26 protein-coding genes and 1 riboswitch are annotated in these 21,968 nt (G+C 41.1%); of the genes, 19 read left to right on the top strand and 7 right to left on the bottom strand.

The features are described 5' to 3' along the window. Nucleotides 1-5 precede the first annotated feature (5 nt). Nucleotides 6-308, top strand: a complete 303-nt coding sequence (locus AM592_RS24365) for a hypothetical protein (RefSeq protein WP_192841144.1) — start codon at nucleotides 6-8, stop codon at nucleotides 306-308. Between the two features lie 36 nt (nucleotides 309-344). Here the strand turns inward: AM592_RS24365 and AM592_RS11135 are convergent, their stop codons facing one another. Beyond that, nucleotides 345-1,346, bottom strand: coding sequence for a metal ABC transporter substrate-binding protein (locus AM592_RS11135; RefSeq protein ID WP_053603877.1), 1,002 nt, complete (start codon nucleotides 1,344-1,346; stop codon nucleotides 345-347). A 209-nt stretch (nucleotides 1,347-1,555) separates the two neighbouring features. On the opposite strand from AM592_RS11135, the gene AM592_RS11130 reads away from it, so the two are divergent. Beyond that, nucleotides 1,556-2,119 (top strand): beta-class carbonic anhydrase, encoded by a 564-nt coding sequence (locus AM592_RS11130; RefSeq protein ID WP_053603876.1) that lies wholly within the window; start codon nucleotides 1,556-1,558, stop codon nucleotides 2,117-2,119. Here AM592_RS11130 and yidD read toward each other — a convergent pair whose 3' ends face one another. Beyond that, nucleotides 2,120-2,323 carry a membrane protein insertion efficiency factor YidD gene (yidD, locus tag AM592_RS11125; protein WP_053606078.1) on the bottom strand — a complete coding sequence of 68 codons (204 nt, stop codon included), beginning with the start codon at nucleotides 2,321-2,323 and terminating at the stop codon, nucleotides 2,120-2,122. Between the two features lie 138 nt (nucleotides 2,324-2,461). Here yidD and AM592_RS11120 point away from each other — a divergent pair, with 138 nt between their 5' ends. The 6 genes from AM592_RS11120 (at nucleotide 2,462) to AM592_RS11095 (ending at nucleotide 5,675) form a co-directional block, all read left to right on the top strand. Next, a complete protein-coding gene (locus tag AM592_RS11120; RefSeq protein WP_053603875.1) occupies nucleotides 2,462-2,935 on the top strand; it encodes an S-ribosylhomocysteine lyase in 474 nt (157 codons plus the stop codon). Between the two features lie 167 nt (nucleotides 2,936-3,102). After that, a complete protein-coding gene (locus AM592_RS11115) occupies nucleotides 3,103-3,543 on the top strand; it encodes a Dps family protein (protein ID WP_053603874.1) in 441 nt (146 codons plus the stop codon). Nucleotides 3,544-3,662: 119 nt separating this feature from the next. After that, the gene (locus AM592_RS11110; protein WP_098945231.1) at nucleotides 3,663-3,983 is read left to right on the top strand and encodes a hydrolase; all 321 of its coding nucleotides are present in this window, start codon (nucleotides 3,663-3,665) and stop codon (nucleotides 3,981-3,983) included. Between the two features lie 84 nt (nucleotides 3,984-4,067). After that, complete coding sequence (ytkD, locus tag AM592_RS11105) at nucleotides 4,068-4,547, top strand: RNA deprotection pyrophosphohydrolase (protein ID WP_053603872.1); 480 nt, start codon at nucleotides 4,068-4,070, stop codon at nucleotides 4,545-4,547. 50 nt (nucleotides 4,548-4,597) lie between these two features. Then, the gene (locus AM592_RS11100) at nucleotides 4,598-5,392 is read left to right on the top strand and encodes an alpha/beta hydrolase family protein (RefSeq protein WP_053603871.1); all 795 of its coding nucleotides are present in this window, start codon (nucleotides 4,598-4,600) and stop codon (nucleotides 5,390-5,392) included. A gap of 37 nt (nucleotides 5,393-5,429) precedes the next feature. Then, nucleotides 5,430-5,675 (top strand): DUF2584 domain-containing protein, encoded by a 246-nt coding sequence (locus AM592_RS11095; protein WP_053603870.1) that lies wholly within the window; start codon nucleotides 5,430-5,432, stop codon nucleotides 5,673-5,675. Between the two features lie 30 nt (nucleotides 5,676-5,705). On the opposite strand, the gene pckA is transcribed toward AM592_RS11095, so the two are convergent. Then, on the bottom strand, nucleotides 5,706-7,289 hold the full coding sequence (gene pckA, locus AM592_RS11090) for a phosphoenolpyruvate carboxykinase (ATP) (RefSeq protein WP_053603869.1): 1,584 nt from the start codon (nucleotides 7,287-7,289) through the stop codon (nucleotides 5,706-5,708). Between the two features lie 169 nt (nucleotides 7,290-7,458). Beyond that, nucleotides 7,459-7,579: riboswitch (SAM riboswitch) on the top strand. A 191-nt stretch (nucleotides 7,580-7,770) separates the two neighbouring features. Between pckA and metK the strand changes: the two genes are divergently transcribed. Together metK and asnB are read left to right on the top strand one after the other, a co-directional pair. Beyond that, nucleotides 7,771-8,970, top strand: coding sequence for a methionine adenosyltransferase (metK, locus tag AM592_RS11085; protein ID WP_053603868.1), 1,200 nt, complete (start codon nucleotides 7,771-7,773; stop codon nucleotides 8,968-8,970). A 299-nt stretch (nucleotides 8,971-9,269) separates the two neighbouring features. Further along, on the top strand, nucleotides 9,270-11,168 hold the full coding sequence (asnB, locus tag AM592_RS11080; protein WP_053603867.1) for an asparagine synthase (glutamine-hydrolyzing): 1,899 nt from the start codon (nucleotides 9,270-9,272) through the stop codon (nucleotides 11,166-11,168). Between the two features lie 31 nt (nucleotides 11,169-11,199). Here asnB and AM592_RS11075 read toward each other — a convergent pair whose 3' ends face one another. Both AM592_RS11075 and AM592_RS11070 read right to left on the bottom strand, forming a co-directional pair. Further along, a complete protein-coding gene (locus AM592_RS11075) occupies nucleotides 11,200-12,342 on the bottom strand; it encodes a glycosyltransferase family 4 protein (RefSeq protein ID WP_053603866.1) in 1,143 nt (380 codons plus the stop codon). Nucleotides 12,343-12,515: 173 nt separating this feature from the next. Next, the gene (locus AM592_RS11070) at nucleotides 12,516-13,043 is read right to left on the bottom strand and encodes a gamma carbonic anhydrase (protein WP_053603865.1); all 528 of its coding nucleotides are present in this window, start codon (nucleotides 13,041-13,043) and stop codon (nucleotides 12,516-12,518) included. A gap of 39 nt (nucleotides 13,044-13,082) precedes the next feature. Between AM592_RS11070 and AM592_RS11065 the strand changes: the two genes are divergently transcribed. Both AM592_RS11065 and AM592_RS11060 read left to right on the top strand, forming a co-directional pair. After that, nucleotides 13,083-13,889 (top strand): alpha/beta hydrolase, encoded by an 807-nt coding sequence (locus AM592_RS11065; RefSeq protein WP_053603864.1) that lies wholly within the window; start codon nucleotides 13,083-13,085, stop codon nucleotides 13,887-13,889. A gap of 5 nt (nucleotides 13,890-13,894) precedes the next feature. Then, entirely contained in the window at nucleotides 13,895-14,971 is a 1,077-nt protein-coding gene (locus AM592_RS11060; protein ID WP_053603863.1) for a tetraprenyl-beta-curcumene synthase family protein, read from the top strand. 15 nt (nucleotides 14,972-14,986) lie between these two features. Here AM592_RS11060 and AM592_RS11055 read toward each other — a convergent pair whose 3' ends face one another. Both AM592_RS11055 and AM592_RS11050 read right to left on the bottom strand, forming a co-directional pair. Further along, nucleotides 14,987-15,568: a tRNA 5-(aminomethyl)-2-thiouridylate-methyltransferase MnmM gene (locus tag AM592_RS11055; protein WP_053603862.1), complete on the bottom strand. Its 582-nt coding sequence runs from the start codon at nucleotides 15,566-15,568 to the stop codon at nucleotides 14,987-14,989. Further along, nucleotides 15,565-16,533 carry a tRNA modification radical SAM protein MnmL/YtqA gene (locus AM592_RS11050; RefSeq protein WP_053603861.1) on the bottom strand — a complete coding sequence of 323 codons (969 nt, stop codon included), beginning with the start codon at nucleotides 16,531-16,533 and terminating at the stop codon, nucleotides 15,565-15,567. The genes AM592_RS11055 and AM592_RS11050 overlap by 4 nt, the downstream gene beginning before the upstream one ends. A gap of 147 nt (nucleotides 16,534-16,680) precedes the next feature. On the opposite strand from AM592_RS11050, the gene AM592_RS11045 reads away from it, so the two are divergent. The 7 genes from AM592_RS11045 to AM592_RS11015 all read left to right on the top strand — a co-directional run bounded on the left by AM592_RS11045 (nucleotide 16,681) and on the right by AM592_RS11015 (nucleotide 21,689). Continuing rightward, nucleotides 16,681-16,953, top strand: a complete 273-nt coding sequence (locus AM592_RS11045; protein ID WP_053603860.1) for a YtzC family protein — start codon at nucleotides 16,681-16,683, stop codon at nucleotides 16,951-16,953. A 152-nt stretch (nucleotides 16,954-17,105) separates the two neighbouring features. After that, on the top strand, nucleotides 17,106-17,321 hold the full coding sequence (locus AM592_RS11040) for a hypothetical protein (RefSeq protein ID WP_053603859.1): 216 nt from the start codon (nucleotides 17,106-17,108) through the stop codon (nucleotides 17,319-17,321). A 92-nt stretch (nucleotides 17,322-17,413) separates the two neighbouring features. Further along, nucleotides 17,414-17,803, top strand: a complete 390-nt coding sequence (locus AM592_RS11035; RefSeq protein ID WP_053603858.1) for a GntR family transcriptional regulator — start codon at nucleotides 17,414-17,416, stop codon at nucleotides 17,801-17,803. After that, complete coding sequence (locus tag AM592_RS11030) at nucleotides 17,796-18,674, top strand: ABC transporter ATP-binding protein (protein WP_053603857.1); 879 nt, start codon at nucleotides 17,796-17,798, stop codon at nucleotides 18,672-18,674. The genes AM592_RS11035 and AM592_RS11030 overlap by 8 nt, the downstream gene beginning before the upstream one ends. Then, nucleotides 18,668-19,633: a hypothetical protein gene (locus AM592_RS11025; RefSeq protein ID WP_053603856.1), complete on the top strand. Its 966-nt coding sequence runs from the start codon at nucleotides 18,668-18,670 to the stop codon at nucleotides 19,631-19,633. Before AM592_RS11030 ends, AM592_RS11025 begins: the two co-directional genes overlap by 7 nt. Nucleotides 19,634-19,666: 33 nt before the next feature. Next, nucleotides 19,667-20,365, top strand: coding sequence for an ABC transporter ATP-binding protein (locus AM592_RS11020; protein WP_053603855.1), 699 nt, complete (start codon nucleotides 19,667-19,669; stop codon nucleotides 20,363-20,365). Beyond that, on the top strand, nucleotides 20,355-21,689 hold the full coding sequence (locus AM592_RS11015) for an ABC transporter permease (protein WP_053603854.1): 1,335 nt from the start codon (nucleotides 20,355-20,357) through the stop codon (nucleotides 21,687-21,689). Before AM592_RS11020 ends, AM592_RS11015 begins: the two co-directional genes overlap by 11 nt. Nucleotides 21,690-21,968 lie beyond the last annotated feature (279 nt).

The raw sequence follows: 21,968 nt of genomic DNA, 5'->3' as shown, positions 1-21,968 counted from the left end.
CATATGTGTTCTCTAAGATTAAAAGAAGGAAAAGAGCCAGAGAAAAGTCCATCAACGGGGTTCTGAAGGACAAAAAGAAGGGTAAGATCCAGAGAAAAGTCCATCATCAGGGTTCTGAAGGACAAAAAGAGGGAAAAGATCCAGAGAAAAAGTCCATCAACGGGGTTCTGAAGGACAAAAAGGAGGGAAAGACCCAGAGAAAAGTCCATCATCGGGGTTCTGAAGGACAAAAAGAGGGAAAAGAGCCAGAGAAAAACCTTCATAAGAATTCTGAAGGCTTTTTCAATGCTCAACATGGTTGCCTATAAAAAAATGAGCCAGTCCATAGACTGACTCATTTCTACTTAGTTCGAAAGTGCTTTTTTCAGCGTATCAAGGTTTTTTTGCATCAGGCTGAAATAATCTTCGCCGTTTTTCTCATCTTCTTCTGATATGGATTCTAGATTATGAAGCGTAAGACTGTCAGCCCCAATTTCATTTTTGACGATAGTCGAAATTTTGCTTGTGACATTGCTTTCGAAAATGACATATTTAATATCGTGTTCCTTTGCTGTTTCAACAAGTGTTTGAAGCTCCTTCTGTGAAGGCTCCTGGGTTGGTGAAAGGCCTAATACACTGATTTGCTCTATGCCATATCGCTCATGCCAATATCCGTAAGCAGCATGAGAAACTAAAATTTCTTTTTTATCAGCTTTTTTCACAGTTTCTTTAAATTCGGTATCGAGCTGTTCAAGCTCTTTTTTCAACGAATTGAAGTTTTCTGTATACGTTTTTTCATGATCTGGATCCATTTTTGTCAATGAATTCTTAATGTTTTCCGCTATTTGGATTGATAAGACAGGATCAAGCCATACGTGGGGATCTTTATCATGGTGATGTCCTTCTTCTTCGTGTCCTGCTTCACTTTCATGATTATGCTCTGCTTCATCTCCATGATCATGTGCTTCTTCACCCTCATGAGCATGTTCTTCGTCTTCTGATAAAAGTTCAATGCCTTCACCAGCTTTTACGATGTTGACATCATTGCTTTTTAAAGATTCAGCAGCTTTATCGGCAAATCCTTCTTCCCCTACACCTGAATAGATAAATGCATCTCCTTCTGCCATTTCAACGAGCGTTTTGGAGCTCGGTTCATACGTGTGAGCATCTGCATTCGGAGGATAAATGCTTGTTACATCGACATAATCACCGCCAATTTTCTTCGTGAAATCCTCCAGCGGATAAATGGTTGTATATACTTTCAGCTTATCGTCATTGGTTTTTGAGCTGTTTCCTGAATCATTACTGCAGCCGGCAAGTGCAGCAGCAAGTATAAGGGCAGCTGCGAACCCGAATCGTTTCTTCATTATTTATCTCCTCTCAAAATCAGTATGATTCCGATTTGTCATTGTCTGTAGATATTCTATCGTAATGGTTACGATTTGAAAAGAGGTTTTTTAAAATTTATGAATAATAGAGCGGGATAATTCTAATTGTAAAATGACTAAAAAACAAGTTATGTGCTATGATATAAAATAAAAGTTGATGATCTGTGTATAAAGGGAGAGAAATCAAAATGAGCTTATTAGAAGATATTTTGGAATTTAACGAACAATTTGTTGAAAAAAAGGAATATGAAAAATTCGAAACCACAAAATTTCCTAATAAAAAAATGGCTGTTTTAACCTGTATGGACACAAGGCTGGTTGAGCTTCTTCCTCATGCGATGAATGTGAAGAACGGAGATATTAAGCTGGTTAAAAGTGCAGGGGCTCTCGTTTCCCATCCGTTTGGAAGCATAATGAGGAGTTTGCTTGTTGCAATATACGAACTTAAGGCTGACGAAATATGTGTAGTCGGGCACCATGATTGCGGAATGAGCAAGATCGACAGCGGCGCTTTTTTGGAAAAAGCCGTTGAAAGAGGGATTCCAGAAGAACGTATTCAAATGCTTAAGTATGCGGGAGTCGATCTCGATACATGGCTGAAAAGCTTTCATACCTGCGAAGACAGTGTACGGGACAGCGTAGATATGATTAAGAACCATCCGCTGATGCCGCGGGATGTACCTGTTCACGGGCTCGTTATTGATCCGTCCACAGGAAAGCTTGATCTGGTCGTAGACGGGAACAAAAAATAATTACTTCTTTTTTTCCGGCACAGGATCGACCCCGCCTGGATGAAAGGGATGGCACTTTAGAATTCGTTTAATCGTCAGCCATCCTCCTTTGATCACGCCGTGTGTACGAATCGCTTCAATACCGTAATTGGAGCATGTCGGGTAAAATCGGCAGCTTGGGGGAGTAAGCGGTGAAATTGTTTTTTGATACAGCTGTATGAGCATCACGAATAGTTTTCCCAATACGAACACGTCCTTTTAAGCCTCATTATACGAAAAACGAAAAATAAATGCATCACCAATGAATTCAAACATTAATATGTTAAACTTGATAATAAGAATGACAGATAGGAGTGAAGCAATATGCCTTCAGTTGAAAGCTTTGAGCTTGATCATATAGCAGTGAAAGCGCCATATGTCAGGCATTGCGGAGTGCATAAAGTTGGAACAGACGGCGTAGTCAACAAATTCGATATCCGTTTTTGCCAGCCGAACAAACAGGCGATGAAGCCAGATACAATTCATACTCTTGAGCACTTATTGGCATTTACGATTCGCACGCATGCGGAGAACTACAGCCATTTTGATATTATCGATATTTCGCCGATGGGATGCCAGACGGGATACTATCTAGTTGTGAGCGGGGAACCTTCCGTTGAAGAAATTATTGACCTTTTGGATGCAACGATGAAGGAAGCCGTCGAGATCGAGGAAATACCTGCCGCCAACGAAAAACAATGCGGGCAGGCGAAGCTTCATGATTTAGATGGAGCGAAACGATTCATAAGATTTTGGCTGAGCCAAAGCAAAGAAGACCTTTTAAAGGTGTTCGGATAATGACGAAAGGAGCCTTTTTCTTTACATGAGAAAAAGGCTTTTTTTCATAAAAACACCTTGCTTATTGTTTATGCCTTTCGATTTTTTTAATCGGAATATAAAACGGTGGTTTTTGTGCATGATAAAACGGGTATAAGTAAACCAGAATAAACAAGGAGGAAGAGAGCATGTCTGAGAGATTAAATGAAGCAGTCAATAAGCAAGTTGCAAACTGGACCGTTATGTATGTAAAGCTACATAACTATCATTGGTATGTAAAAGGGAAGGACTTTTTCACCCTGCATGAAAAATTTGAAGAGCTTTATACCGAGGCAGCTACATATATCGATGATTTGGCAGAAAGGCTGCTTGCTCTAGACGGCGCTCCAGTCGCTACGATGAAGGAAAGCTTGGAGCTTGCCTCTGTCAAAGAAGCGAATGGAAATGAAAACTCTGAGCAAATGGTTCAGAGTATCTATGATGACTTTTCCATTATCGGCGAAGAGTTGAAAAGCGGAATCGGGCTGGCAGAAGAAGTGGATGATGAAACGACTGGTGACTTGCTGCTTTCGATACACCGCACAATTGAAAAACATAACTGGATGCTAAAAGCGTATCTTGGGAACTAGTCTAGATAGAAGATCGGTCTTAACCGGTCTTTTATTTATGGCTGAATTCCGAAAAATAACGCAAGATTTCATGCTAATTCGACATACTAAAGGAAAAACAAACGATAGGAATGAAGTCGTTGGAGAAAAACACGTATTATGTGTCCCTTGTCGGCCAAATGATATCCCAATCACCGGATGCTTCATCCTGGGACTTCAAAATTTTGGCCACACCTGATGAGATTCGCCAGCTGAGAGCGCTTTTTGACCAATTGTATTCATCCGACGTCAAAGGTTACTTGCGATCTCATATTCCTTTCTTGGAATACCATAATGATCAGCCAAATGATGACACCGACCATACGGCAAATCAAATTTACCGTCTTCTCTATGATTTAGGTGATGAAAATACGCGGGAGTTTATCAATGACGAGGTGCTCAGGTCAGCGAAGAAGGAATAAAGAACATCGGTTTTGGCTCTTCACGGAGGCGGTGATATGGTATGATATAGAAAGGAAGAAGGAAAGGAATTAGAGGGAATTTTTATGTTTACATTTAAGGATTATTATCGAAATACGGTTCATCTTTCCTTTGAAGAGGAGCCTTTTTCTAAAGCTCCCGGCCATGTATGGGTCATATGCCGCTACCGCGGGAGCTGGCTTTTAACGGATCACGGCGACAGAGGGTATGAATTTCCCGGAGGCAAAATTGAGCCGATGGAGAAGGCAGAGCAAGCAGCAGTGCGCGAGGTAAAAGAAGAAACGGGAGCTATTGTGGAAGAGCTGTCTTACATAGGTCAATACAAGGTTTTGGGTAAAGAAAAAATGATTATTAAAAATATATACTTTGCCCGTATCGATAAAATAGAAAAACAATCGACATACTATGAAACAAAAGGACCGGTTTTGCTTAAAGAGCTTCCAGAAAACATTAAAAAAAACCAACGATACAGCTTTGTCATGAAAGACGGTGTTCTTACGCACAGTATGAAACGGCTGGTGCAAAATGGATGGATTACTGAATAGCATTTGACTCGGGACAAACCGGGTTTTTTAATTTTTTAGGAGTGTAGGGTATGTGGATCAACAAAACTAGGTTTCCTTCTTCAAACCAACATGTCCGCTTGTTTGTCGTTACATATTTATCGCAAGGATTAAAGGTGAAGGGATTACTGGCTGAACCTTGCAAAGAAGGAAAGCACGATGGCTTTTTATATCTGCGCGGCGGTATAAAAAGTGTGGGTATGGTTCGTCCCGGTCGAATTATTCAATTTGCTTCACAGGGTTTTGTCGTACTTGCTCCTTTTTACAGAGGGAACCAAGGCGGGGAAGGGAATGAGGATTTTGCCGGAGAGGATCGGGAAGACGCTTTTTCGGCTTTTCGTATGCTTCAGCAGCATCCTAGTGTACATACGGATCGAATACATATTTTTGGCTTCTCGCGGGGCGGTATCATGGGAATATGGACGGCCATCGAAATGAAACACGAGGTTTCTTCCTTTGTTTCTTGGGGAGGAGTAAGTGATATCGCTTGTACCTATAAAGAGCGAAAGGACTTAAGGCGAATGATGAAAAGAGTGATAGGGGGAAATCCAAGCAAAGTGCCGGATGAGTATGATTTTCGCTCCCCTTTTCAAAAGCTTCATCACATGAGAGCTCCTGTATTGCTCATTCACGGTCTTCTCGATAAAAATGTATCGATTGAGCATTCCTATCGTCTTGAACGTGCGCTCGCTGAACATGGAATTCCGGTCACTGCTTGGTACAAGCCTGATTATACACATTATTTTCCCCCGCAAGAAAATCGGAAAATCGTTCGGCAACTCACTGCATGGATGAAAGCTCAGGAAAACGCCGGCGTAATACGTTAATCTAAGTTACAATAGAGGGAAAGAGGAGGAAATGAACATGGGCATGCCGGTTGAGTTGAATACGGTGATTGTAACGAAAGGAAATGAAAAGCGCCTAAATGATGAAAATCTCTTTGTACTTGTGAAAGAAGGCTATCGCCTTTATCCGCTTGACATTCCGTTGGAAGTCAGAAAAACAATTGAAGGCGAAAAAATCGGAACAGCCTATATTGAAAAGCTTGAGCTTGAACAGAAAAAAACACGTTTGACTTATAAATTAGTTTCACTTCATTCAACCAATTAAAGCTGGCGATATGATTCGCCAGCTTTTGTCTTAGTTTGGCCCGCCTTTTTCTTTAATAGCGGAAGGTATATTGGAGAACTTTTTAAAATTCAGCTTAAATTCATTGGCTAAAAATCGGGCTTTTTCCTGATATTCTTCTTGGGAAAACCAGGTTTTTTCCGGAAAGAGCACATCATCGGGAACACCTGGAACATGAATCGGGATATGAAGACCGAATACATCATCTTTAATCATTTCAGTATGATTCAATTCTCCATCAAGAGCTGCCCTCACCATAGTCCTTGTATATTTCAGGCTCATTCTCTTTCCGACTCCGTATCCACCGCCAGTCCACCCAGTGTTAACCAGAAAGACTTTTACGTCATGCTGTTCAATTTTATCGCCCAGCATTTTAGCATAGACATGAGGAGGAAGTGGAAGAAATGGCGAACCGAAGCATGTTGAGAACGTTGTTTCCGGAGATGTAACCCCTCTTTCCGTTCCCGCAAGCTTACTCGTATATCCGCTTAAAAAGTGGTACATTGCCTGTTCCTTTGTTAATTTGCTAATCGGAGGAAGAACGCCGAACGCGTCTGCGGTTAAAAATACAATTGCCTCCGGGTGCCCGGCAATGCTTGGCTTTAAACTATTGTTAATTGCATCGATAGGATAGGCAGCACGAGTGTTTTCTGTGTAAAATGTATCATTGTAGTCCGCGGCATGTGAGATTTCATCGATCATCACATTTTCAAGCACTGAGCCGAAGCGGATGGCATTAAAGATTTGTGGTTCATTCTCTTCGGACAGATTAACACATTTCGCATAGCAGCCGCCTTCAATGTTAAAGACATCTGTATTTGACCATCCGTGCTCGTCATCACCAACCAGCTTTCGGTTTGGATCAGCAGAAAGAGTCGTTTTTCCTGTCCCTGACAGTCCGAAGAAAAGCGCAACATTTCCTTCGGGTCCTACATTTGCCGAACAATGCATCGGTAAAATGCCGCGTTCTGGCAAAAGATAATTCATGACGGAGAAAACGGATTTTTTCATTTCTCCTGCATATTCTGTTCCCCCGATCAAGATGACTCTCCTTTTAAAAGATATGATGATAAACGTCTCTGAATGAGTCCCATCGATTGCCGGATCCGCCTTGAAATTAGGTGCAGAGATAATTGTAAATGAGGTTTCGACGGTCTTGTAGTCAGATGTACCCGGCCGGATAAATAATTGTCTCGCAAATAAATTATGCCACGCTAATTCATTAATAACTGTAATCGGTATGCGATATTTTTCATTAGCTCCTGCAAATCCTTCAAACACAAATAATTCCTCGCGCTGTTTTAAATAATCGGTCACTTTTGTGTAAAGCTTATCAAATGCCGTTTCTGAGAACGGCTGATTTACTGCTCCCCAATCAATGTTTTCCGTTGAGGAAGCTTCTTCAACGATAAATTTGTCTTTAGGCGACCTGCCGGTATATGCGCCAGTCGTCGCTCTAATCGCTCCAGTGGAAGTTAAGATCCCTTCATTTCGAAAAAGAATTTTTTCAACAAGCTTGGGAACGGATAAATTGAATTTCGTGTTTTCGCCGGTTAACAATGATTGCAGCTCACTTTTCATTTCCAATGGAGTCATATTTACCTTCCTTTACACATTATTTTATAGCAAATTTAAAAATAGTATAACACATTAATTTTAATAATCTATACTAATTATGTAGTTCTTTTGAACCTTTTCAACAGAAGAGGTTTGCCATATTGACACAACAAGAAGGATTGCGCTATGATTAGTCATTGAACGGATTCTCTTATCCCGAGCTGGCGGAGGGACAGGCCCAATGAAGCCCAGCAACCGGTTTTCTTATTCAATGAAAACCAAGGTGCTAACCTGTCGCAAGGTTCTATTCATACCTTGATCGATAAGAGTGAAAGGCTTGCAAATGTAGAACCTTTCCTCTAGTAAGGATAAGGTTTTTTGAGCTGTAAAAAACAACTCCAGGTTCATTTGGCAGGCAGAGCTTACCGTAAAATAGACCGAGAGGGAACGAGTTCCGTATCATATAGCAGATTAATACCTTGTATAGGTGTTAATCGTATTTTCAGGAGGAAATTGAATAATGACCAAACAACGTCGTCTTTTCACATCAGAATCGGTTACAGAGGGACATCCGGATAAAATATGTGACCAAATTTCTGATAGTATTTTAGATGAGATTTTGAAAAAGGATCCAAATGCAAGAGTTGCTTGTGAAACTTCTGTCACAACGGGTCTCGTTCTTGTAAGCGGTGAAATCACAACAACAACATACGTAGATATCCCAAAAACGGTCCGTGAAACGATAAAAGAGATTGGCTATACTCGCGCGAAGTATGGCTTCGATGCTGAGACGTGTGCTGTACTTACTTCAATAGATGAGCAGTCTGCCGATATTGCGCAGGGTGTAGACAAAGCATTGGAAGCCCGTGAAGGAACGATGTCAGATGCTGAGATCGAAGCAATCGGAGCAGGAGACCAAGGGCTGATGTTTGGATTTGCCTGCAATGAAACAAAAGAGCTCATGCCTCTGCCGATTTCACTTGCACATAAACTTTCAAGACGTTTAACGGAAGTGAGAAAGGAAGACATCCTTCCGTATCTTCGACCTGATGGAAAAACACAGGTGACAGTTGAATATGATGAAAACGACAAGCCGATCCGGATTGACACCATTGTCATCTCAACTCAGCACCATCCGGAAATATCACTGGAGCAGATCCAGCGCAATATTAAGGAGTACGTGATTACGCCAGTAGTGCCGAAAGAGCTAATTGATGAACAGACAAAATATTTCATTAACCCTACCGGCAGATTTGTGATAGGCGGACCGCAGGGAGATGCGGGTCTTACCGGAAGGAAAATTATCGTTGACACTTATGGCGGCTATGCGCGACACGGCGGTGGAGCGTTTTCCGGTAAAGATGCGACTAAAGTGGATCGTTCTGCAGCTTATGCAGCCCGCTACGTTGCAAAAAATATCGTAGCTGCTGGACTTGCGGAGTCTTGTGAAGTACAGCTTGCATACGCCATTGGTGTTGCCCGTCCGGTATCCATTTCAATCAATACATTCGGAACTGGAAAAGCTTCTGAGGAAAAATTGACAGAGGTCGTTTCAAAGCACTTTGATTTAAGGCCGGCAGGAATCATTAAAATGCTCGACTTGAGACGTCCAATCTATAAACAAACTGCAGCTTACGGACATTTTGGCCGCCATGACCTTGATCTGCCTTGGGAACGAACAGATAAAGCCGAAATTTTGAAGGCTGAAGCACTTTCATAAAGTGAAACTTCAATCAGTGGGGGGCTTTTCTTCCCCCACTGATTGTTAGTTGAACGAACCCTAGTTTTTACGGGCAGTTATCCCTCACCTAGGATTACTCGTTTACATTCAAAACCTTAAGGTGGGGGTCTTACTGCCCGTTAATACGGGATAAATAGTATTAAGAAGAAACGAAAAAAGCCGCTGGTTAGCGGCTTTTCATTTGATTTTGAACGATGAATGTTTTTGACGAATAAATTCTATTCCTGTAAAGTATAAGATATCTGGTTATTAAACTAATAATTAATGGAGGAAAAGCCATGTGTGGGTTTGTAGGAGTTCTAAACCATCGGCCATTATCACAGGTAGATAATCAAAAAGAGATTATTGCCCAAATGAATCGGTCGATTGTTCATCGCGGACCAGATGATGAAGGATATTATCACGATGCTCATGTAGGATTCGGTTTTAGAAGACTGAGCATTATCGACGTTGAAAACGGCAAACAGCCTTTATCATATGAAGACGAAAACTATTGGATCATTTTTAATGGTGAAATATATAACTATATTGAATTAAAAGAAGAATTAACACAAGAAGGGTATACATTTGAGACAGACTCTGACACGGAGGTTCTTCTCGCTACATACTGCAGATACAAAGAAGATGCTGCTTCCCGTTTAAGGGGAATGTTTTCTTTTTTAATATGGGATAAACAAGAAAAACTGTTATATGGTGCAAGAGATCCGTTTGGAATCAAACCTTTATACTATAAGAAAACCGATGGACAGGTCTATTTTGCTTCCGAAAGAAAAAGCTTATCCTCTGTGTCCAACGATTTTTCATTAGATAAAAAAGCTCTACAGCAATACATGTCTTTTCAATTTGTGCCAGAGCCCGATACATTGGACGAAAAAGTAAAAAAAGTAGGTCCCGGCCAGCAGTTTACTTTGCGCCCGGGAGGCGAGCTCCAATTTAATACGTATTGGAAGGTAAGCTTCCAGCCATCTGCAACGGAAGAAGGCAAGCTGATCAAAGAAGTAAGAGATATCATTTACGATTCTGTAAATGTCCATATGAGAAGCGATGTGCCGGTGGGGTCATTCCTGTCAGGCGGTATTGATTCTTCATTTATCGTATCTGTTGCGAAGGAATTCCACCCTGAACTGAAAACATTTTCTGTCGGATTTGAACAGGAAGGCTTCAGTGAAGTGGATGTTGCCAAGGAAACAGCTGAAAAACTTGGGGTAGAGAACTACCACGCGATTATTTCTGCAGAAGAATATATGAATGAGCTGCCGAAAATCATCTGGAATTTGGATGATCCGCTTGCTGATCCTGCTGCTATTCCATTGTATTTTGTTGCGAAAGAGGCGAAAAAGCAAGTAACGGTTGTTCTGTCCGGAGAAGGCGCTGACGAGCTATTCGGCGGTTATAACATTTATCGCGAGCCCCTTTCCTTAAAACCTTTTGAGCGTATTCCATCTATCTTGAAAAAAATGCTGCTTAGGCTGGCATCCGTTATGCCGGAAGGAATGAAAGGGAAAAGCTTTATAGTTAGAGGCTGTACTCCGCTTGAAAACCGTTATATCGGAAATGCGAAAATATTCGAAGAAGAAGCGAAGCAACAGGTTATTAAGCAGTACGATCCAAGCGTGAGCTATCGTGATGTCACCCATCCTTTCTTTGCGGAAAGCAAGGATTACAGTGACGTGAATAAAATGCAGTACGTTGATATTCATACCTGGCTGAGGGGAGACATTTTATTAAAAGCTGATAAAATGACGATGGCCCACTCCTTAGAGCTGCGGGTTCCGTTCTTGGACAAAAATGTGTTTGAGATAGCATCTAAAATACCGGATCATTTAAAAACAAAGGACGGCACAACCAAGTATATTCTTAGAAAAGCTGCCGAGGGAATTGTTCCAGACCACGTGTTAAATCGAAAAAAATTAGGTTTCCCTGTCCCTATCCGCCATTGGCTGAAAAATGAAATGCATGATTGGGCGATCACAATCATTAAAGAGAGTGAAACGGATGCCTATATCGATAAAAGCTATGTGCTAAGGCTTTTAGAAGATCATTGCGCCAATAAAGCGGATTACAGCAGAAAAATATGGACCGTGCTTATCTTCATGATTTGGCACAAAATATTTGTAGAAAAAGAAATGCTTCCTGAAGCAATGAATCATCAGCCTAAAGAAGTCATTTTTGGTTAAAGAAAAACTCACCAGACATGGTGAGTTTTTCTTATGCGTATCTTTTCGTCTCTTTAGGAAAGGCAATTTCTTCACATTCCAGCAATAAATCATTAAAAATCGTGTCCCAGCTTTGGGATTGGGCATATTCTCTGGCGTTTTTCTCAAATATTTTCCGTAATTTTGTATTCTCAAGCAAAAACGCAATGTGTTCGGCGAGTTCTTCCGGATTGTTAGGCTGAGCTAAAAACCCGGTATGCCCATGAGAGATCACATTTTTTACACCGCCTGAATTTGCGCCGATGACAGGCGTGCCAGATGCTAAAGCTTCAAGTGCTGCATTTCCGAATGTTTCAGTAGGGGACGGAAAAACAAACAGGTCCGAGCTCGCATAAATCTCAGATAGCTCTTTACCTTTTTTATAGCCGGCAATCGTCATATTTGGGGGTGCTTGGCTTTCGAGGTGGTGCTTCATCGGACCGTCACCAACAATCAGCCAATGAATGTTTTTTTCAGCTAGCAGCGGGTGTTCTGCAGCTTTTAATAGGGATTTCAAGTCCTTTTCGGGCGCCAGCCGTCCAACATAAGATAATAGGTAGGTATCGTCATTTATTGAATAGTTTTTTTTCACATCAGGGGTAGAATGCGAGGGACTGAAATTCAAACAATCCACTCCTCGTTTCCAAAGAGAGAGATTTTGGAATTTTTTACTTTTTAATTCGTTCAACGTCTCTTCAGAAGGAGCGAAGATTTTCTGGAAGGACTTGTGGAACCAATGCATATATTTCCAGAAAAAACGTGAGAGCAATTGTAAATCATAGTAGGATAAATACTGGTCAAAATTTGTGTGATAGGATCCGACAAGCGGGATATTCCATTTTTTTGCGTAATGAAGCCCGCAAAGCCCCATATTAAATGGAGTCGCAATATGAATCAGATCAGGTTTGAACTGATGAATCTCGGCTTTAATTTGATGAAACTTAGGCAGTGCTAAACGGCATTCCGGATAGAGAAAGAAGGGCAGGCTGGAGAACCTGTGGATATGGTTTGAGAATTTCGTTTCAACTGTACTTTCGGGTGCAAATACGATATAGCTGTGGCCGTTTTTCTCCAAATATTCCGTATACCTTTTCAACGTTTTGGCAACGCCATTGACGTCAGGAACAAATGTATCCGTAAATATCGCAATTTTCATCGCTGACCCCTCCATTTGATGAAATATATCTTTACTTCTATGGTATTAGGAAATTGTGATGGAAATAATAACTTTATGTGAATTTTCGTAAGAGGAATGTAAAAGCTGACGATGTTCTTCTATACAAAGAGGTGGTAAAGCTTTTGCTTAACGTGAGAAAAATGGTAAGGTAATTATGGCGAAGATGGGAATCTCGCCGCCGATTTATATTCCTGTCCTTTTGCAACATATTCTCTGCGAATTCTCTCCATGTCTTTTATATCTTTTTCATTTAAAGGGCGTATGACTTTTGCAGGTCTGCCAAATGCAAGATGCCTTGCGGGGATCCTTTTTCCTGGTGGGACGAGGCTGCCGGCTCCTATGAAGGCTTCTTCTCCGATTTCGGCACCGTCTAAAATAAGAGAGCCCATTCCGATGAGTGATTTTTTCCGCAAAATCGAACTGTGTAATGTCACTTGATGTCCTACTGTTACGTCATCTTCAATGATCAGCGGGCGATTTGGGCTTTGATGAAGACAGCATAGATCCTGAATGTTAACCCGCTTGCCTATTCTCGTTGGAGCAACGTCTCCTCTGATAACGGTTGAAAACCAGATGCTTGAATATTCTTCGATTTTTACATCACCTGTTATAATGGTATGATCAGCGGTGAAAACAGTTTCGTGAATGTCGGGTGTGATCTGCTTAAATGAATATATCATCTAGACAACTTCCTTTCTAAATAAATTTGAGGTGAGATCATGTGGAAATGGTTTGCTGAACAGCCTGTTGCAACAATTGTGATTATTCATGGTGCTTGTGAGTATCACGGCAGATATAAATGGTTAATTGAAATGTGGAGAACCTCGGGCTACAATGTCATCATGGGCGATTTGCCTGGACAAGGAACATCGACACGGGCGAGAGGTCATATCAATTCTTTCAGGGAATACATCGATGAGGTTACCCTGTGGGTGGAAGAAGCGAAAAAAATGGAATTGCCGTTGTTTCTTCTTGGACACAGCATGGGCGGACTCATCGCGATCACATGGTATAAGGAGAATCACAGCTCTCCTGTTAAGGGTATCATTTTATCCTCGCCTTGTCTTGGCGTGCAAGTTAAAGTAAACAAGTTTCTCGATATTGCTTCAAAAGGGTTGAATAAAGTTCTCCCTACCTTTCGTGTTGATTCTGGGCTTACGATCGAAATGGCCACAAGAAATCAAGAGGTTATCCAGGCAGACGAAAATGATTCCCTTTATATTACAAAGGTTTCGGTCAGATGGTATCGCGAGCTTTTGAAAGCAATCGAAGAAACAGCCAAACCCACGGAAGCTTATTTGAATATTCCTTTGCTTCTTATGCAGGCAGGAGACGATAAAGTGGTTGATAAATCAATGGTTATCAATTGGTTTAACCAGTTAAAATCCCACAACAAATCATACCGGGAGTGGGAGGGTTTGTATCATGAAATATTTAACGAACCTGAACGGGAAGACGTGTTTCAGGCAGCGCGCAATTTTACAGATCAATTAATAGACACAGAAAAACAGCAAATAGAGAGGTGAAGCAAATGTCTTCCATTCCTGAACATCCTCTTTCCCTTATGGCTAAGGTATACAGGGGGATATTTCCCAGTGTCCATCAAAATTTGGATGATTGGCGCAAACGGGCAGTACGAATATCAAATCCGGAACTAAAATCACAGGCGCTGGCAAGTTTAAAGGATAAAGCCTTTCACTGTGAGGGCGGGGGGATCTTCGCATTACTTTCTGGGAATGGCCGCGAGTTATGCATAGAGTTTATTACCGCTTATCAAACGATTAGCGATTATTTGGATAATTTATGTGACCGTAGCACATCTCTTGACCCGAACGATTTTGAGATGCTGCATCAATCGATGAAGGATGCGCTTACCGTTGGTGCTCCTTTAAAAAATTATTATAAGTATAGGGACGATCAGGACGATAATGGATATTTACATACACTTGTTTCAACCTGTCAAAAGGTGCTCAGTAAGATAGAGCATTATGAGATCATCAAGCCGTATTTGCTTGAATTGGCAGGATATTATTGTGATCTGCAAGTACATAAGCATGTGGTTATCAATGAAAGGGTTCCCCGGCTAAAAAGGTGGTTTGAGACGTATAAGCAGCATCTGCCTCATATGGAATGGTATGAATTCTCAGCCTGCGCCGGTTCGACGTTAGGTATTTTTTGTTTGGTTGCTTATTCGTTTCAAGATGAATTTGACCAGGCACTTGCCCAAAAGATTTACGAGAGCTATTTTCCCTACATTCAAGGGCTTCATATTCTATTGGATTATTTGATCGATCAAGAAGAAGACCTGGCAGAGGGCGATTTGAATTTTTGCACTTACTATCATTCACGCCCGGAAATGACGAAAAGGCTTATGCATTTTATCGAAAAAGCGGATGAGCATTTAAAAGGCATTCCGCACGAAAACTTTCACCGATTCATAAATAGAGGGCTTTTAGGGGTTTATTTATCAGACGATAAAGTCATTGGACAAAAAGACATGGCGAAGCTGGCAAAAAAGCTAATAAAAGCTGGCGGAAGTACTTCTTTTTTCTTTTACATCAACGGGAGAGCCTATAGAAAATTTCAGAAATTCCGTACGAAAATCTAATTTAAAAGTCCGGGCCTAGTCAGGCTTCGGACTTTTTTCAATAGCAATTACAAAGGGAGGATAATTGGTTTGATTAATATATTGGTACGTCATTACACGTGCCAATCGCGGATCAAGCCCCTCGCAAAAGGCGAGTAATTCCTGTTTTTCTTGTTTGCCTTCCTCATGGCCGTGATACACAACAAGAACGATGATCCCTTTATCCTTTAACAGGTGAAGCAGCTGGCCGACTGCAGATATCGTGGATGCAGCCGATGTTGTAACGGATTTATCGCTGCCCGGCAAATAACCGAGATTAAAAACGGCTGCAGCTACTTGTCCATGGATTATTTCAGGGAGACAGGCTGTCAGGTGTTCATGGCTTTTTAAAAAAAGGGTTGTGTTACCTATTGCTGCTTGATCCAGCTTTGCTTTCGTGTTCACGAGCGCTTGTTCTTGCACATCAAATGCATAGACATGGCCATCTTTTCCGACCAGCGTCGATAAAAAAAGTGTATCGTTGCCATTTCCCATCGTACCATCAATGACGATGTCTCCAGGAACGGCAGCAAGCTCGAGCAGATATTTGCTAAAAGGCAGTATTTTTGGCAAAGTCATGATAATGATTCCTGCTTACGTGAATGATAAAATTTTCCTTGATAGCTTCCTCTTTTTTCGAGCTCGCCATCTATCGCACTCAAAACTTCCCATTTATTGACACTCCACATCGGACCTACCATTAATTCAATCGGACCGTCTCCGGTTATACGATGAATGATCATTTCGGGAGGAAGAATTTCAAGCTGATCACAGACAAGCTGAACGTACTCCGTTTGCGACAAAAACTGCAGCTTCCCTTTTTCGTATTGCTTCACCATCGGTGTTCCTTTTAGCAAATGCAGCAAATGGATTTTTATCCCTTGTACGTCCAACCGGGCAACGGCTTCTGCCGTTTCCATCATCATTTCACGGTTTTCAAGCGGAAGTCCGTTGATAATATGTGAACAGACGCGGATTCCATGCTTTCTCAGCTTGTTGACTCCTTCTACATAGCATTCATAATCGTGGGCACGATTAATCAGCATTGCAGTTCGTTCATGTACCGTTTGCAGCCCAAGTTCAACCCACAAATACGTTCGCTCATTTAGTTCTGCCAAGTACTCGACGACATCATCGGGCAGACAGTCAGGACGTGTTGCTATGGATAAGCCGATCACTCCGTCCAATGAAAGGACCGATTCATATTTTTCCCTCAGAACTTCGACGGGTGCATGAGTATTAGTAAAGGCTTGAAAATAAGCCATGTATTTTCCGTCTTTCCATTTCAAGTGCATCCGGTCTTTAATTTCATGAAATTGGGTCACAAGATCATCGGCACGATTTCCGGCAAAATCACCGGATCCCGCCGCACTGCAAAATGTGCAGCCGCCACGAGCGGCTGTGCCGTCACGGTTGGGGCAGTCAAATCCGCCGTCTAAAGCTACTTTAAAGACTTTATGTCCAAAGATGCTTCGTAAATGATAATTCCACGTATGGTATCTTTTTTCGTTATTCGCATATGGAAAAGGGTTGCTCTGATTCAATCAGAAAACCTCCTTATAGTATGTATCGCATCCCTATATATTAGCACGCCTGTGCAAGGTCCGACAAACCCATGCCTCCATTTTTTTCTATCATGGACTTTTTTGTTCTGGTCAAACTAAAGAGGATATGATGAGGAGGGTATGACCATGGCAACGAGACAATCAGTTGAAGACTTCTTAGCAAAAAGCAGTGAAGTGTATGACAGTGCTTCAGAGCAGTACGAAACGTATTTAAAACAGGAGCATTTTAACGATCCGGAGTACATTGAAGCACAAGTAAAGCTTGAAGATCTCGTGAATGAGCTGAATAAATTGACATTAAGCGCAAACGACCAGCAAAAGGAGCTGCTCTACCGAACTCGTTTGCAGCTTCAATCCCTGCAAAATCAAATGATTTTGAAAAAGTCATATCAAAAATAAGATGAATCCTTAAATAGGGTTCATTTTTTTATTTTAAAAAAAGTTGACACATAAAAGAGATGTATGTATTGTTATGTGTGTATTAGATGAACTAGTACACATAATGGTATTGTTACAAAGAGCAATAATTAATAAATAAAGGAGCAAAAAACATGAAAATGTTAAAGGATGATCATCGGGTATCTTCCATCGCAAAGAAACAGAAAAGAAAAAAGCTTTTCCTAATTCTTTCAGCCCATGCAATCGCCTGTTTATTGCTTTTTTCGTTTGCAGCCGCGGCCATTGGAATACAAAAAAATCTCATTCCGAAATGGCAAGGCAAAGAATCTCTCACAACCATTTCAATTGTCGGATCTGAGCCGCGATAGAAAAAGAATGAATGAAACAGACTTTTCAATAATAAACGCAGCTGGCATTTTTGAAAACGGGAGTGAAATTCATACAGAAAGAAGGGATATTCATGATAGAAATCGATCCGCGAAGCTCTACACCCATTTACGAGCAAATCATCCAGAAAATTAAAGAGCTTTGTTTAAGAGGTATCATGAAACCCGGTGACAAGCTCCCATCGGTACGCGAAATGGCAAGCATGATCATTGCGAATCCCAACACCGTCAGCAAAGCCTATAAAGAGCTGGAAAGAGAAGGCGTTATTGAAACACTGCGTGGTAGGGGTACTTTTATTTCTGAAACGGCGAAAATGTCGCTTGATGAAGGTAAGGTCACAATGATAAAAGAGCAATTAAAGCAGATTATCATCGAGGCGCATTACGCAGGTGTTGACATGACGATGCTTCACGATTGGATAATTGAGATTACAGATGAGGTTAAGGGTGAAACGAATGATTGAGCTTAAAAATATTTCGAAAAAAATGGGCAGCACACAGGTACTGAAAGATATTTCATTCCAATTGGAGGAAGGAGAGATTTTCGGCTTGCTTGGAAGAAACGGTTCCGGAAAAACGACTCTCCTTCGTGTGATTCAGCAAATCATTGCTCCAGACAGCGGAGAGGTATTCTTCAAGGGGATCCGTATAAAGGATCATCCGAAAGTAAAAAGAAATATCGCCTTCATGCCGGTGCAACAGCCCTTTTATGACAAATATAACTACAAGCAGCTGGTTGAGTTGCTGAGAACGATTTATCCCGATTTTGATGTAACCTACGCTAACGAATTGATTAATCGGTATGATATATCGGAAACGACAAAGTTTCGTGAACTGTCTACCGGGCTGAAGAAACAGCTGTCTCTTGTTCTCACACTTGCGATCAAGCCTGCCGTTATATTATTAGATGAGCCTACTGATGGCATTGATGCGGTTACGAGGCATGATGTTCTGCAATTGCTGATTGATGAAGTAGCGGAACGAAACACAACGATTCTGATCACGTCCCATCGGCTGGAGGATATCGAGCGAATGTGCAACCGGATCGGATTTATGGACGATAACGAGCTTAGCCAGGTGATGGATTTAGATGAGCTCAAAGCCGATTATACAAAGCTTCAGGTCGTATTTGAGGATGACGTCAATTTGAAAATCAGAGAACAGGGGATTTCAATTTTAGATAAGGCAGGAGTTTTCTACACCTTGCTTTTGAGAAAAGATGAAGAAGAAAACAAGCGATTTTTAAAGTCCCTCAATCCAAAGGTTTGGAATGAAATCCCGGTTAGTCTGGAAGAAGTCTTTATTGCGAAGTTTGGAGGGAAGCGGAGATGGTAGACCGGGGCTTGCTTTTTAAAGAATGGAAGCAGCATCAGGCCATGCTGCTCGTGATTTGTATCACCACAGTGTTTGCCTATCCGATTTATATATTGTCCGAATATGCGGGATATCGCGGGTGTATGAAAGAATATGATATTGAGAATGGAATTTCATGTCATTTTTTCTTAGACGGAAGTTCACTGCAAATGTTTATTTTAGCTGGAATTATTCTTGCAATTATCCAAATTGGGGTTGAGCGCAATAAAGGAACGATGGATTTTACGTTGAGCCTTCCGTTTCATCGAAAGACGATTTTCCGGTCTAAAGCTTTTATCGGCACACTAATCATTTGGGGATCTCAATTGCTGTCTTTTATTTTTTCGCTTTGTCTAATCGGAATCCTGAGGCCGGACATAGAAAATTTTTATACGGGATATCTGTGGAGCACGTTAACCTGTTTTATGCTTTATATGCTGGTTATGGCTGCAGGAGCTATGACCGGAAGCGTCGTAGCGCAAGTAATGGTTGGTTTCACGGCTTCGATTCTACCTTTAATGGTTATCGGCCTGCTTATTGCACACGTTGATTTGGTGATTGGAAACCGGTGGTTAGGGATGATGACAATGGATGCGTTAAATACCATATTAGTCTATCTCACCCCACTGGCCTATTTAAGTACGGAATTCAATGATAAGCCGGTGTTTGTTATGCCAATTATCCTCACTGCCTTGTTTTACTGGATAGGGCTGGTTTGTTTCGATAAGCTTCCGAATGAGAGAGAGGGTTACTTTTTCTTAGCGGAGAAGTTGAATAAACCAGTTCAGGTCCTCGTAATAAGCTTTGGGATATTAGGCTTTGGAATATTCGGTTATTCCTCCAGCCAATCCGTTTTCGGTTATCTGCTGGGAGTGGTAATAGGCGGCGTTATCGGTTTTCTTTTGAGTTACTTTTTGATCTTTAAAAAATCAAAAATATGATTTCAGAAATAAAAAATGAGAGGAGATAAACCTATGATTGAAGTAAAAAACGTCTTTCATTCGTTTAAAATTGGCAAAAAAGGAAGGGAAAATGAGATTCCTGTATTGAAAAACATTTCTCTTTCCGTAAAAAAAGGGGAAATCGCCTGCGTTGTCGGTCGAAGCGGCTCTGGTAAGTCTACGTTGCTTAATCTAATTTCAGGCTACATAAGCCCGACCAAAGGGCAAATCGTAATCGAAGGGACGGATGTGACTTCTTTTAATGAAAAAGAATGGGCCAGATTCCGTCTGGAACATTTCGGTTTTATTTTTCAAAGCTTTCAGTTAATTCCGGGCTTAACGACATATGAAAATATTGAACTGCCGCTTAGCTTAAAAGGTGTCGGCAAAGCTGAAAGGAAAACGAGAGTCGAAGACATGCTGAAACGGGTCGGACTGGAAAACCACAGCGGCCATTATCCAAACGAGCTGTCAGGCGGGCAGCAGCAACGTGTCAGTATTGCAAGAGCACTTATTTTAAATCCTTCGATTATATTGGCAGATGAACCAACAGGAAGCTTGGATTCGGAAACAGAGGAAGAAGTTTTGAGCTTCATCAAACAGCTGAACAGAGAAAGAGGCATCACCTTTATCATCATTACCCACGATGACGAAGTGGCTTCGATTGCAGATACAAAATACCACCTTCACGATGGTGCATTTACAAAAGGAGGGGAATCTGTTGAAGTTTAGTGATCAAATTCGGTTTATCCGAAGAAATATGAAAAAAAACAAATTGCGAGTTTTTATGACCATTTTAGCGACGACGATGTCTTGTGCTTTTCTCATTGTTCTGGCCTCTGTCGGATTTGGAATTCAGAAAATGGCGATGGATGAGATCCTTAGCAATCAGACCGTTACTCAAATTAGTGTGGAAGGAAAAGGCGAACAAGCGGAAGCAGCGTCCAAAGAAGATTTGGCTTCCTATCAGAATCGTGAGCACGTCGCAGCGATTGTAGAAAGAACAGAAGTTTATGAGCCGGTTGAAGCAAATTTAGATAATCGCACGAATAATCAGGCACAAATTGTTTTTACAGACATGGAGGAAGAATTAAAGTCAAACATGGCTTTGGAAAAAGGAAAGATTCCTGAGTCGGCCAATGAAATCGTCGTCGGCTATGATTTCGCAAGTCAGTTGTGGACGAAGCAGGAACAAGAAGATTACAATAAACAAACGGAACAAATATCTGAGACCCAACAAGGGGAAATAGACAAGCCTCAAGGATATCCGGAAGATATAGTTGGGAAAAACATCAAGTTAAAGGTTTCAAAAACGAATCCTGAAACGGGACAAGCGGATCAAGAAAAAACCTATGATTTTAAAGTTGTCGGGGTTACAGAACAGAAAGCACGCGATTGGCAACAAGATTCATCGGTTTACCTTAGCAATGACTTTCAAGGGGATATCGGTAATTTCCTAGGTTTAAGTGAAGAAAATGGGAATATGGCTAAAACATTAAATGTATATGCGGATCAGCTTGAAAATGTCACTGAAGTAACGAATGCACTTAAGGACGATGGATTTCTTGTATTCTCCGTTACTGAGCAGTTGGATCAAATGAATGTATTTTTCACGATTTTTAAAGTCGGTCTTATCTTTGTCGGATTAATTGCAATCATTATCTCTTCCATCGGCATATTTAACACGATGACGATGGCTGTGACAGAAAGAACGCAGGAAATCGGCATTATGAAAGCCGTTGGGGCTGATCCAGGAATCATCAGAAAAATATTTTTGATGGAAAGTACGTTTATCGGCTTGATTGGCTCCGTTATTGGTATCATTATTTCCTATGTGGTCAGCGTAGCTGTTAATTTCATCTTGCCGTTAATCTTGAATAGCACTGTAGAAGGCGGAGTTGGTGAAGATTTTCAAATGACCTTTTCTTATATCCCGATTACACTTGTAATCATTGCGACAGTGATTAGCGTAGGAATTGCGACGCTATCAGGGTTAAACCCGGCGATAAAAGCTACAAGAACGAATGTCCTTACAGCGCTTAGAAGAGAATTGTAAGACCCTTTTTACCCTCTGCTCATTAGAAGCAGGGGGTAAGATTTTTTCGCAGTAAAAGAAAGCTTGTCCTAAATATTGAAAAAATAGGTAATTATGACTGTTAGAAAAATAATTCATTTGAATCAAGATTGAAGCCCTATCTTACACATATAATGGAAGAAACAAGCTTTTTTTGTTTATAATATTAATACATGAAATAATTATTTGCCGCTAACAACAAATCATCGTTTACGAGTAGTGGGCTTTCCGCGTCTATAGAGGCTATAGGAAGGTGATGAT

The sequence above is a fragment of the Bacillus gobiensis genome, assembly GCF_001278705.1.
Lineage (GTDB): Bacteria > Bacillota > Bacilli > Bacillales > Bacillaceae > Bacillus > Bacillus gobiensis.
The sequence above is the reverse complement of the archived record's forward strand: the minus strand, read 5'-3'. Positions and strand labels throughout refer to the sequence as shown.

Coding starts and splice junctions, on each gene's coding strand:
- AM592_RS11135 (WP_053603877.1), bottom strand. CDS start 1,346: ATGAAGAAACGATTCGGGTTCGCAGCTGCCCTTATACTTGCTGCTGCA.
- AM592_RS11130 (WP_053603876.1), top strand. CDS start 1,556: ATGAGCTTATTAGAAGATATTTTGGAATTTAACGAACAATTTGTTGAA.
- yidD (WP_053606078.1), bottom strand. CDS start 2,323: ATGCTCATACAGCTGTATCAAAAAACAATTTCACCGCTTACTCCCCCA.
- AM592_RS11120 (WP_053603875.1), top strand. CDS start 2,462: ATGCCTTCAGTTGAAAGCTTTGAGCTTGATCATATAGCAGTGAAAGCG.
- AM592_RS11115 (WP_053603874.1), top strand. CDS start 3,103: ATGTCTGAGAGATTAAATGAAGCAGTCAATAAGCAAGTTGCAAACTGG.
- ytkD (WP_053603872.1), top strand. CDS start 4,068: ATGTTTACATTTAAGGATTATTATCGAAATACGGTTCATCTTTCCTTT.
- AM592_RS11100 (WP_053603871.1), top strand. CDS start 4,598: ATGTGGATCAACAAAACTAGGTTTCCTTCTTCAAACCAACATGTCCGC.
- AM592_RS11095 (WP_053603870.1), top strand. CDS start 5,430: ATGGGCATGCCGGTTGAGTTGAATACGGTGATTGTAACGAAAGGAAAT.
- pckA (WP_053603869.1), bottom strand. CDS start 7,289: ATGACTCCATTGGAAATGAAAAGTGAGCTGCAATCATTGTTAACCGGC.
- metK (WP_053603868.1), top strand. CDS start 7,771: ATGACCAAACAACGTCGTCTTTTCACATCAGAATCGGTTACAGAGGGA.
- asnB (WP_053603867.1), top strand. CDS start 9,270: ATGTGTGGGTTTGTAGGAGTTCTAAACCATCGGCCATTATCACAGGTA.
- AM592_RS11075 (WP_053603866.1), bottom strand. CDS start 12,342: ATGAAAATTGCGATATTTACGGATACATTTGTTCCTGACGTCAATGGC.
- AM592_RS11070 (WP_053603865.1), bottom strand. CDS start 13,043: ATGATATATTCATTTAAGCAGATCACACCCGACATTCACGAAACTGTT.
- AM592_RS11065 (WP_053603864.1), top strand. CDS start 13,083: ATGTGGAAATGGTTTGCTGAACAGCCTGTTGCAACAATTGTGATTATT.
- AM592_RS11060 (WP_053603863.1), top strand. CDS start 13,895: ATGTCTTCCATTCCTGAACATCCTCTTTCCCTTATGGCTAAGGTATAC.
- AM592_RS11055 (WP_053603862.1), bottom strand. CDS start 15,568: ATGACTTTGCCAAAAATACTGCCTTTTAGCAAATATCTGCTCGAGCTT.
- AM592_RS11045 (WP_053603860.1), top strand. CDS start 16,681: ATGGCAACGAGACAATCAGTTGAAGACTTCTTAGCAAAAAGCAGTGAA.
- AM592_RS11040 (WP_053603859.1), top strand. CDS start 17,106: ATGAAAATGTTAAAGGATGATCATCGGGTATCTTCCATCGCAAAGAAA.
- AM592_RS11035 (WP_053603858.1), top strand. CDS start 17,414: ATGATAGAAATCGATCCGCGAAGCTCTACACCCATTTACGAGCAAATC.
- AM592_RS11030 (WP_053603857.1), top strand. CDS start 17,796: ATGATTGAGCTTAAAAATATTTCGAAAAAAATGGGCAGCACACAGGTA.
- AM592_RS11025 (WP_053603856.1), top strand. CDS start 18,668: ATGGTAGACCGGGGCTTGCTTTTTAAAGAATGGAAGCAGCATCAGGCC.
- AM592_RS11020 (WP_053603855.1), top strand. CDS start 19,667: ATGATTGAAGTAAAAAACGTCTTTCATTCGTTTAAAATTGGCAAAAAA.